This window comes from Parafrankia sp. EUN1f, assembly GCF_000177675.1.
GTDB lineage: Bacteria > Actinomycetota > Actinomycetes > Frankiales > Frankiaceae > Parafrankia.
Genome location: NZ_ADGX01000091.1, coordinates 23,860 through 33,901, shown reverse-complemented (window position 1 = coordinate 33,901; position 10,042 = coordinate 23,860). Strand labels below are relative to the sequence as shown.

Genomic DNA, 10,042 nt, shown 5'->3' with positions numbered 1-10,042 from the left:
GCCGCCGGCGCCGCCGGTGCCGCCGGCGCCGCGGAACCGGCTGCCGACCGGGTGGATCCCGCCGACACCGACCGGGTACTGCGGCTCTGCCACGTCGCGGACGAACGGCTGACCGACCGGCCGAACAGCCGGATTCTCGTCTCCCTGGTCGCCCAGACCCTGGCCGTGCTGACCGCATGGCTGGCGTCGTTGCACGCGCTGCCGTGGCCCTTCCGCCCGGCCGCCTTCGTGGTGCGCACCGTCACCCGGCTGCTCTATGCCGCTGTCGACGACGCCGCCCGCCACCGGCACCGGGTGACCACAGGCCTGGGGGTGATCATGCTCGTCGGTGGTCTGGCGGTCGCCTTCACCCAGGGTGGCGCGGTCGGCGGGCTCGGGCTGCTGCTCACCGCTGCGGGGCTGGTGCTGGTCGGCCTGACGAGCTGGCGCACGGTCGCGGGCGGCCGGCGCAGGACCTGAACACGGGCGCCGGTCAGGAGACGTCCCTCAGGAGACGTCCGCCCAGCGCATTCCGCCGTCGGACTCGCGCAGGCAGGACACCGGCCGGCCGCCCGCACCCTGGACGATCTTCCCGACGTCGTCGGGGTCGCACTCGCTGCCGGGCTGGGGCCCGGCCTGCGCCGACTGCGAGGGCGTCTCGGGGGACCAACGGCCGGCACCGCCCACCTGTGCCCCCGCGACCTTCGGCTCCGGTGCCGGAACGCAGTACAGGAGCAGGCCGTTGACGGCCACCGCGGGCTCGACATCGAGATCCGGGATGCACGCCTCGCCCAGAAAGACCGGGGACGGGGCCACCGAAGGCAGACCGGAGACGGGCAGCCCCGTCGACGCGGCGGCCGGCCCGGTGGCGGCGGCTCCGGGCGTGGCCGCCGAGCCCGCCCCGGTCCCGCCGGTCCCGCCAGTCCCGCCGGTCGTGCCGGTCGGAGCACGCGTTGACGCCGGCGCCGTCGGCGACGGGCCAGCGGCGGCGGCCGCGGCGGCCGGACGGGCGCCCGTGCTCGAGGTGTCGGCGCCCGACTGCGCGCACCCCACCAGCGCCCCCGCGAACAGCACGCCGACGATCACGGCATGACAGGCCCTACCGGACGGGCGAGTGCTGGTCACCGCGCCACTCCCCTCGCAGGCCCTGGCTCTCGGCCTCAGATCCAGCTTAGGTAGCTCCAGGCGCCGGATGTCACTACTTTCCGGGACCAGTACCCAAACGGACCGGCCCCGGCCGGTGCCGGGCTGTCGTCCTCACTGCCTCCTCCGGCGCTGGTCGATGGCTCCGCGACAGCGCGAGAACGCCGTCCGCAGGTGTCTCTCTACCCCGCGACACGCCCATCGCCACCATCAGGCCCGATGCGGTCCGTGGACGTCCGGCGGGGGCACTGGCGCGGTCAGTGGGTCTGCGCGGGCACCGCTACGGTGGTGCCCGCCAGCTCCATCACGGCGAGCTCACCGGTCGCGGTGAGCTCGGTGGTGAACGCGGCCAGATCCGCCGGCTCACGCGGCGGGATCGGGACGGCGTCGGACAGCGTGCCGAGTTCGATCCAGCCCATCAGCTCCTCGCTGCCGATCAGGCCGAAAACGGCGCGGACCTGGTCGCTTTCGGGCAGCGGCACGGACTTCCACGCCGACGCGACACCCTGGGCGTGGGCGGCGAGGCAGATGTTCTGCGCCGCGGCCGCGGCGGAAGCGTCCTGTTCGGCGCGGGGTACCCGGGCGCCCGGCACCCGTGAGGCGATCACGGCGATGAGGGCCGGCGAACGGGTCGCCTTGCCGGCAGCCTTGCGAATCACCGGCTCGGCCAGATCACCGACGGCCTCGGCCGCCTGGCGGATCGCGTCGGCCAGCGCGGCGCGCGCCTCGCCACGCACCACCACGAACCGCCATGGGCGCAGCGTCTTGTGATCGGGTGCGGTGGTCGCGGCCGCAAGCATGACCGCGAGCTGTTCGGTGGTCGGGCCCGGCTCGACCAGGCGGGTGGCCGTGCGGCGGGTCATCAGGCAGGTCAGGGCGTCCACGTTGCTCCGTTCGACTCGGGATCCGAGCACTGGCGAGGCTCGCGCTTCCCATTTCAATGAGGTGCCCTCATAATAGGGCAGGCTCCATGCTTCATGCCTCGCAAGAGTCCCTTGCTCCACAGATCACTGCGAAAGGCGGACTTCGGGCGATGCCCCCACCTGACACCGGCGACCCGGTCATCGACCTCGTCCTCGCTGTGGGCCATCAGGTCAGGCGCGCGGTCAACGAGGCCCTGCGCACGGGCGCCGGCCTCACGCTCGCCCGCCTGAAGGTGCTGCGCCTCGTCGCGGATCGGGGGCCCGTCCGACCTCGCGACCTGGCCCAGGCCGTCGCCGTCGCGCCGCGGACGATGACCGAGACCGTCGACGGGCTGGAGGCCGACGGCCTGGTGTGCCGCCGGGTGGATCCCACCGACCGGCGGGCGATCCTGCTGGAGCTGACGCCGCTGGGCCGCGCCACGCTCGACCGCGCGCAGACGCACGCCGCGGGTGCCGTCGAGCACTTCACCGGCGCGCTGTCCGCGGACGAACGGGCCACTCTGGGCCGTTTGCTCCGGCTCCTGCTCGACAACGCGTCCGCTGGTAACACACGACCGTTACCGTGAGACGATCACAGGGGCCGTTCCGACCGAGGAGGCCACCGTATCCAGCTCCGCCGTGGTGGGTGAGCGCACCCGATCCGGCCGCGACACCGCTGCCGCGATCGTCGATGTGCGCGGCCTCACCAAGCGGTACGGGCGGGTGGCGGCCCTGCAGGACGTCTCGTTCACCGTCCCCGCGGGGGCGGTGACGGGTTTCCTCGGCGCGAACGGGTCGGGCAAGACCACGACCCTGCGCATCCTGCTCGGTCTGGTCGCGCCCACCAGCGGAAGCGCACTGATCCATGGTCGCCCCTACCGGGAAATGTCGGACCCGGCGAGGACAGTGGGCGCCGTGCTGGAACCGACCGCTCACCCCGCCCGCACCGGGCTGGATCATCTGCGCTGCCTGGCGCTCGCGCTCGGCCTGCCGCGCCGGAGCCGCCGGCACGCCGTCGACGAGGTGCTCGGCACGGTCGAGCTCACCGCGGCGGCGGATCGGCCGGTGGGCACCTACTCGCTGGGCATGCGCGGGCGCCTCGCCATCGCGTGCGCCCTGCTCGGCGATCCCGAGCTGCTCGTCCTCGACGAGCCCGCGAACGGCCTCGACCCGGAGGGAATCCGCTGGCTGCGGCGCTTTCTGCGGGGCTGGGCCGCGCAGGGGCGCAGCGCGCTGGTGTCCAGCCATGTGCTGGCCGAGGTCGCACAGACGGTCGACCATGTCGTGATCATCGAACGGGGCCGGGTGGTGCTGGCCGCGGAGGCCGCCGCGGTGGGCGCGGGCCGAGTCGAGGTCCGCACGCCGCAGGCGGACCAGCTCGCCGAGCTGCTCGGCGGCGCGGGTGCCGTGCGCACCGGTCATGACTCGCTGCGGCTGCCGTACGGCTGGGCCGAGCGGGTGGGGCAGCTGTGCGCGCTGCATGGAATCCCCCTGGTCGAGCTGCACACCACCGGGCCGGACCTTGAGCGGGCCTTCTTCGAGCTGACCGGTCGGGCAGCCGGTGGCGCCGCATGAGAGCCGGTGGCACCACGAAAACGCGGCAGCACCTGGTGGCCGCCGAGCTTCTCAAGATCCTTACTGGCCGGTGGCAGCTCGTCGGGCTCATGGCGGTCCTCGCCGTCCACGCCCTGCCACTGCTGCTGTGGGGCGCCCAGGCGGAGCCGGCGCTCGAGTGGAACGGCCTGCGCTCCCGCTCCGGCTGGCTGCTCGCCTACGCGATGATGTTCTTCGGTGTGGTCCTGACCTCCAGCGAGTTCCGGTTCCGCACGGTCACCCACTCCTGGCTCATCACCCCCGGCCGGGTGCGAGTGCTGGTCGCCCAGGTCACGGTCGTGGCCCTGATCGGAGCGCTCCTCACCACCGCTGTCTTCACGGCCTGGTGGCTACGCGGCGCCAGCCGGCACGGTGTGGCCGCGATGCGCGCGGACCGTCCGGCCGAGGTGCTGTCGGCGTATCTCATCGTGGTCGTCGTCGTGTGCGCGACAGGAATCACCGGCGCGGCGCTGGGTGCCATCACCCGCAGCCTCGGCCTCGCCGCCGCGACCATCGCCGTGTGCGGCCTGGTCGAGGCCGTGTCCGACGGGGGCCGCTTCCACGGTCCGGTCACGGCACCATCGGGTGTTCTGCTCTGGCCCACCACCGAGACGAACGCCACCTCCCTGTCCGCCGCGATCGCGTGGGCCGTCATCCTGACCGCCGTCGCGAGCGCCTCACTGCGACGGGATCTGCCATCCTGAACAGCCCCCCGCCCGATTCCGTGATGTGGCATAGGTCACTGCCGGCACGGCGCGTCTCCGCATCCCTTTCCGCTCGGCACCACGATCGGCCTACGATCCCGCACATGGCGCTGTGCCCGACATGCGGGGAGCAGGGGAACCCCGATCGAGCGCGCTTCTGCTCCGAGTGCGGGAATCCGCTGCCCGTCGCCGGCAGCGGCGCACGCAAGATCGTCACAATCATGTTCGTCGACATCACCGGGTCGACGGACATGGGCGAGAAGATCGACTCCGAACAGCTGCAGCAGGTCATGTGGCGGTTCTTCACCACCGTCCGCGAGGTCATCTACGCCCACGGCGGATCTGTCGAGAAGTTCATCGGGGACGCGGTGTTCGCCGTCTTCGGCATCCCGGTGCTGCACGAGGACGACGCGTTGCGCGCCGTCCGGGCCGCGCTGGACATCCGCACCGCTATGGAGGAGCTCAACGCCGAGTTCCATCGTGATCTGGGCCTTCGGCTGCGGGTGCGGATCGGCATCAACACCGGCGAGGTGACCGTCGCCGGCGGCGGTGCGACGGGTGACCCGGTCAACGTGGCCTCCCGGCTGGAGGAGGCCGCCCCGCCGGACGAGATCTTCATCGGCGACAGCACCTACCGGTTCGTCCGCCACAGTGTCACGGTCAGCCCGGTCGGGCCGCTGGTGGTGCAGGGCAAGCGGGAACCCGTGCGGGCGCACCGGCTGCTCGGGCTACGCAACCCGACGGCGGGCCCCGGCCTGCGGGAGCCCGTGCAGGGGTTCGCGGCGCCGGTGATCGGCCGCAACCGCGAACGCCGCCGGCTCCAGGACGCCTTCGAGGCGGTCGTGGAGGAGCGGACCTGCCACCTGTTCACCGTGCTGGGGCCAGCCGGCATCGGCAAGTCCCGGATGGTCGGCGAGTTCTGCCAGTCCATCACCAGCCGGGCGACCGTGCTCTCCGGCCGTTGCCTGTCCTACGGCGAGGGCATCGCCTACTGGCCACTGATGGAGATGGTGCGCCAGGCCACCGGCATGTCCGCCGACGAGAGCGCGCCGGACGGCCGCCTGCGCCTCAAGAGGCTGCTCACCGGCGTCCCGCAGGCCGCCGAGGTGGTGGACGCACTCGCCCCACTGGTCGGGCTGGGTGGCGCGGAGCTGGGCACCCAGGAGAGCTTCTGGGCGGTCCGCACCTTCTTCCAGGCGCTGGCCGAGCAGCGGCCGCTGGTGCTGTGCTTCGACGACGTCCACTGGGCCGAGCCGACCCTGCTGGATCTGATCGAGCACGTCGCCGACTGGTCCCGCGACGCTCCCATCCTGCTGCTGTGCCTGTCCCGGCCCGAGCTGCTGGAGGACCGGCGCCAGTGGGGCGGCGGCAAGCTCAACGCCACCTCGATGCTGCTGGCACCGCTCACGGAGGACCGCTGCCACCGGCTGATCCGTACCCTGATGGGTTCGGACGACCTGGATCCGGCCCTGGTCTCCCGGATCACCACCTCGGCGGCGGGCAACCCGCTGTTCGTCGAGCAGATGGTCGCCGCGCTCGTCGACGACGGCCTGCTGCGCCGGGAGGGCAACCGGTGGATCGCCGCCGGCAACCTGCGCGGCGTCACCGTGCCGCCGACCATCTCAGCACTGCTCGCCGCCCGTCTCGACCGCCTCGACCCACCGGAGCGCCAGGTCCTCGAACGGGCCGCGGTCGTCGGCGAGCGCTTCTACCTGGACGCCGTGGTGGAGCTCTCCGACCCGGCGGAGCGGCCATACGTCCTGGATCACTGCCTGTCACTCGTCCGCAAGGAGCTGGTGCACCCCGACCGCTCGGACCTGCCGGGGGTGGAGGCCTACCGGTTCCTGCACGTCCTGCTGCGTGACTGCGCGTACCAGACGACGTCCAAGCGCCAGCGCGCCGACCTGCACCAGCGGTTCGCCGGCTGGCTGCAGGCCCGGATGGTCGGCGGCCCGGGTGAGCACGACGAGCTGGTCGGCTACCACCTGGAGCAGGCGTACCGCTACCGGGTGGAGCTCGGCCAGCGCGACAGCGAGATGGTGGAGCTCGGCCGGTCCGCCGCCACCTGCCTGATCGAGGCGGCCGACCGGGTTCGCCAGGGTGACGAGACAGGCGCCGCGCAACTGCTGAAGCGCGCGATCACGCTCCTTCCTGAGACCGACCCGCTGCGGCTGCGCGCGGAGATCGACCTCGGCTGGGCGCTGTACTCGTTCGGCCGGCTCTCCGATGCCGAGCGCATCCTGCGCCAGGTCAGTGAGCGGGCCCGGCGCGCCGGCGAGGACGGGCTACGCGCCCACGCCCGGCTCGCGCACCTGCGGGTGCTGTTCGCCACCGATCCGGAGGGCCTGGTGGCGAGCACCCTCACCGAGGCCACAGCGGCACTCGCCTCCTTCGTCCGCGACGGCGACGACGTCGGGGCGGCGCTCGCCTGCCGCAGCCAGAGTGCCGCGTACGGCGCCGCCGGGCAGTTCGCCGCCGCCGAGAAGGCCCTGGAGAACGCGGTGCGGCATGCCGAGGAGTCCGGGGTGCCGAGGGCCGCGCACTCGTTGCGCCGCGAGCTCGTCCTGTTGCTGAGCCTCGTGCCGAGCCCGGTGCCCTTCTCGATCGTGAAGGCCACCGCGATGCTGGAGGCGGCCGGTGACGACCGCGGCCTGCGCCGGGCGGTTCTCGCCCAGCTCGCGCTGCTCAACGCCATGTCCGGCGACATGGAGGCCGCCCGCACCCACCTCAAGGACGCCGACGAGCTGATCGGGGACATCCGCGGCGCCCGGACGGACCCGTTCCACAGCGGTTTCGTCGTCGCCCGGGTCGCGCTGCTCGCCGACGAGCCGGAGATCGCCGAGCGCGAGCTCCGCCGCAGCTGCCGCCAGTTGTCGCGGATGGGCGAGCGCGCGCATCTGGCGACCCGGGCCGCCCTGCTCGCCGACGTCCTGGTCCGGCTGGGCAAGCTGGAGGAGGCGACCAAGTACGTGAACCGCTGCCGGGACGCCGCCGCGGGTGACCAACTACCGGCCCAGGCCGGCTGGTGCTCGGTGCACGCCCGGCTCCTGGCGATCTCCGGCCGGGACGCCGAGGCCCTGCGGTTCGCCGACACGGCCTGCGATCTCGCCAGCCGCACCGACGACATCGACGGGCAGGGCACCGCCCTGCTGGCCCGCGCCGAGGTCCTTTACCGCGCCGGGCGCAAGGAGGACGCCGCGGAAAGCCTGGAGGCCGCCGCGGCACGCTTCCTCCGCCGGGGGAACCGCGCCGCCGCGACGATGGGCCGGCGGCTGTTCGAACGCCTCAACGCCGAGCACCTCGGTTAGCGCAGCACCTCAGTTAGCGCAGCACCTCGGCTGAACAGCACCTCGGCTAGGTCTTCTCCGGCCGGGGCAGTGGGTTGAGCCGGGCGGTGCCGTAGGTGAAGCCGGCCAGATCGATCGTCGCAGGTGCGGTCGGCGCGAACGCCGAACCGCCGTCACCGAAGGTCGCCTGCATGAGGACCCCACCGATCCGCAGATCGTTCGAGATCCGCGGATTGAACTTCTCCTTGTGGGCCAGCGCACCGTCCAGCCACATCAGGATCACCCCGTCGGCGAAGCCCTCGAAGTTGAGCTTCACCCCCTGTTCGACGCACACCCACCGGCCGGTCGGCCAGTACCAGGAGGCCTTCCCGATCACGTTCAACGGATGGTCCGGGCGGGCGGTGTTCGCGTAGACCAGGCCCGCGCCGCCCTCCCGCCAGGCGAATCGCGTCGCCAGCCCGCTGCGCAGGGTCTCGGTGCGCTCACGGTTCTTCACGATGGTGCCGAAGAACCCGGGCAGCCGGCCGCCCTTGCCGAAGTCGAACGCCTCCGGAAACCGGAGGTAGTAGCGCAGGTACAGCTCGTAAGGCGACCGCAGCGTGTGGTCGACGAACAGCTGCGTCCCGCCGTAGGTCGTCCCGTCGCGGTAGATGCGCCGGTCCTCCGGGTTCGCGGCGTCCACCGGGAGCGAGACACGCAGGAACGACGGGAAGCGGGGGTCGTCCGAGCGCATGATCTCGGCACGGTCCAGCCCGAAGGTCATCCGGTCGGTGGGGACCAGCGCCTTGCCGAAGAACTCGCGCGACGCCGCCGGGTCGGCGAGGGTCCGCCGCCGCGCCGCCACGGGTGTCGCGGTCACGGCGGGGCTCGTGGTGGCGTCGGGCGGAAGCACCTCACTCGCCGGGTCGAAGCGCCGATCAGCCGGGAAGATCCCGCATCCGGTGGCGGCCGCCAGGGCCAGCGAGCCGACGGTCGAGGCGAGCAGCGCCCGCCTCGACCCGCCGCTGCTCATACGTTCGGACGGCCGAGCGCGTGGTAGATCCAGCCCGCGTCGCGCCACCGCTGCGGCTCGAGGGTGTTACGGCCATCGATGATCACCGGCCGGCGCACGAGCGAGGTCAGCAACGACGGCTCGATCTCCCGGAAGTCCGCCCACTCGGTCAGGTGCAGGACGATGTCGGCGTCGGCGACGGCCTCCGAGACCCCGGCGGCGTAACGCAGGTCGGGGAACTTGCGGGCGGCGTTCACCATGGCGGCCGGGTCGTAGACCGTCACCCGGGCGCCGGAACGACGCAGCGTGTCGGCCACGTCGAGCGCTGGCGAGTCGCGGATGTCGTCGCTGTTGGGCTTGAACGCGGCGCCGAGCACGGCGACCCGCCGCCCGGCCGCGCCACCACCGAGCAGATGGATGGCGAGCTCCACCGTCCGCGTGCGGCGACGCAGGTTGACGGTGTCGACCTCGTCCAGGAAGCGCAGCGCGTCACCGGCGCCGATCTCCGCGGCCCGGGCCTGGAACGCGCGGATGTCCTTGGGCAGGCAGCCGCCGCCGAAGCCGAGGCCGGCGCCGAGGAAACGCCCGCCGATCCGGGTGTCGTACGACAGGGCCGAGGCGAGGGTCTTCACGTCGGCACCGGCGACCTCGCAGACCTCGGACATCGCGTTGATGAAGGAGATCTTCGTGGCAAGGAAGGCGTTCGCGGCGACCTTCACCAGCTCCGCCGTGGCGAAGTCGGCGACGACGGCGGGCGTGCCCGCGGCCAGCGCGGTCGCGTAGACCGCCCGCAGCGTGGCCTCCACCCGCTCCCGGCGCCCGGTCTGGACCCCGAGGTCGGTGCGGTCCGCCACGCCATACCACTCGTCGTCGGCGGGCAGGCCGAAGACCAGGCGGTCCGGGCGCAGCGTGTCCTCGACCGCGAAACCCTCCCGCAGGAACTCCGGGTTCCACGCGAGGTCGACCTCGGGGGCCTCACGGGCCAGCCAGCCGGCGAGGCGCACCGCCGTGCCGGCCGGGACCGTCGACTTGCCCACCAGCAGGGAGCCGGCCTTCGGCCCGGCGGCGAGCAGCGCCTCGACCGCACCGTCCACGTAGGTCATGTCCGCGGCGCCCGAGTCCGGACGCTGCGGGGTGCCCACGCACAGGAAGTGCACGTCGGCGTCGGCCGCGTCGGCGAACGACGTGGTGAACGCCAACCGGCCGGTCTCCAGGTTCTTGCGCAGCAGCGCTTCCAGACCGGGCTCGAAGAAGGGCACCTCGCCGTCGGACAGCCGGCGCGCCTTGTCGGGATCGACGTCGACACCCACGACGTCGAAACCGAGCTCGCTCATGCAGATCGCGTGCGTGGCGCCCAGGTACCCGGTGCCAATGACGCTGATCCGAAGTGGTGCAGTCACCGGCCCGGTGCCCGCCGTATCGGTACCCATGGTGTTCCCCCCA

General features: G+C 72.7%; 8 protein-coding genes and 1 pseudogene. 5 read left to right on the top strand and 4 right to left on the bottom strand.

The genetic code is table 11. The features are described from left to right. Window positions 1–459, top strand: a pseudogene (locus FREUN1FDRAFT_RS24305) (DUF3376 domain-containing protein); the annotation flags it as partial. 27 nt (window positions 460–486) lie between these two features. Here the strand turns inward: FREUN1FDRAFT_RS24305 and FREUN1FDRAFT_RS24300 are convergent. Both FREUN1FDRAFT_RS24300 and FREUN1FDRAFT_RS24295 read right to left on the bottom strand, forming a co-directional pair. Next, window positions 487–1,104 carry a hypothetical protein gene (locus tag FREUN1FDRAFT_RS24300; RefSeq protein ID WP_006542879.1) on the bottom strand — a complete coding sequence of 206 codons (618 nt, stop codon included), beginning with the start codon at window positions 1,102–1,104 and terminating at the stop codon, window positions 487–489. A 275-nt stretch (window positions 1,105–1,379) separates the two neighbouring features. Continuing rightward, entirely contained in the window at window positions 1,380–2,006 is a 627-nt protein-coding gene (locus FREUN1FDRAFT_RS24295) for a nitroreductase (RefSeq protein WP_006542878.1), read from the bottom strand. Between the two features lie 149 nt (window positions 2,007–2,155). On the opposite strand from FREUN1FDRAFT_RS24295, the gene FREUN1FDRAFT_RS24290 reads away from it, so the two are divergent. From FREUN1FDRAFT_RS24290 to FREUN1FDRAFT_RS24275, 4 genes are all read left to right on the top strand, one after another. Then, complete coding sequence (locus FREUN1FDRAFT_RS24290; RefSeq protein WP_006542877.1) at window positions 2,156–2,611, top strand: MarR family winged helix-turn-helix transcriptional regulator; 456 nt, start codon at window positions 2,156–2,158, stop codon at window positions 2,609–2,611. Between the two features lie 52 nt (window positions 2,612–2,663). Further along, window positions 2,664–3,599, top strand: coding sequence for an ABC transporter ATP-binding protein (locus FREUN1FDRAFT_RS24285; RefSeq protein WP_006542876.1), 936 nt, complete (start codon window positions 2,664–2,666; stop codon window positions 3,597–3,599). After that, on the top strand, window positions 3,596–4,321 hold the full coding sequence (locus tag FREUN1FDRAFT_RS24280) for an ABC transporter permease (protein ID WP_006542875.1): 726 nt from the start codon (window positions 3,596–3,598) through the stop codon (window positions 4,319–4,321). The genes FREUN1FDRAFT_RS24285 and FREUN1FDRAFT_RS24280 overlap by 4 nt, the downstream gene beginning before the upstream one ends. Window positions 4,322–4,425: 104 nt before the next feature. Continuing rightward, window positions 4,426–7,629: an adenylate/guanylate cyclase domain-containing protein gene (locus FREUN1FDRAFT_RS24275; protein WP_006542874.1), complete on the top strand. Its 3,204-nt coding sequence runs from the start codon at window positions 4,426–4,428 to the stop codon at window positions 7,627–7,629. Window positions 7,630–7,675: 46 nt separating this feature from the next. On the opposite strand, the gene FREUN1FDRAFT_RS24270 is transcribed toward FREUN1FDRAFT_RS24275, so the two are convergent. Together FREUN1FDRAFT_RS24270 and FREUN1FDRAFT_RS24265 are read right to left on the bottom strand one after the other, a co-directional pair. Further along, on the bottom strand, window positions 7,676–8,620 hold the full coding sequence (locus FREUN1FDRAFT_RS24270) for a polysaccharide lyase (RefSeq protein WP_006542873.1): 945 nt from the start codon (window positions 8,618–8,620) through the stop codon (window positions 7,676–7,678). After that, entirely contained in the window at window positions 8,617–10,029 is a 1,413-nt protein-coding gene (locus FREUN1FDRAFT_RS24265) for a UDP-glucose/GDP-mannose dehydrogenase family protein (RefSeq protein WP_006542872.1), read from the bottom strand. Before FREUN1FDRAFT_RS24265 ends, FREUN1FDRAFT_RS24270 begins: the two co-directional genes overlap by 4 nt. Window positions 10,030–10,042 lie beyond the last annotated feature (13 nt).

Bases quoted from the DNA above. Each gene is read 5' to 3' on its own strand.
- FREUN1FDRAFT_RS24290 (WP_006542877.1), top strand. From the start codon at position 2,156: ATGCCCCCACCTGACACCGGCGACCCGGTCATCGACCTCGTCCTCGCT.
- FREUN1FDRAFT_RS24280 (WP_006542875.1), top strand. From the start codon at position 3,596: ATGAGAGCCGGTGGCACCACGAAAACGCGGCAGCACCTGGTGGCCGCC.
- FREUN1FDRAFT_RS24275 (WP_006542874.1), top strand. From the start codon at position 4,426: ATGGCGCTGTGCCCGACATGCGGGGAGCAGGGGAACCCCGATCGAGCG.
- FREUN1FDRAFT_RS24270 (WP_006542873.1), bottom strand. From the start codon at position 8,620: ATGAGCAGCGGCGGGTCGAGGCGGGCGCTGCTCGCCTCGACCGTCGGC.
- FREUN1FDRAFT_RS24265 (WP_006542872.1), bottom strand. From the start codon at position 10,029: ATGGGTACCGATACGGCGGGCACCGGGCCGGTGACTGCACCACTTCGG.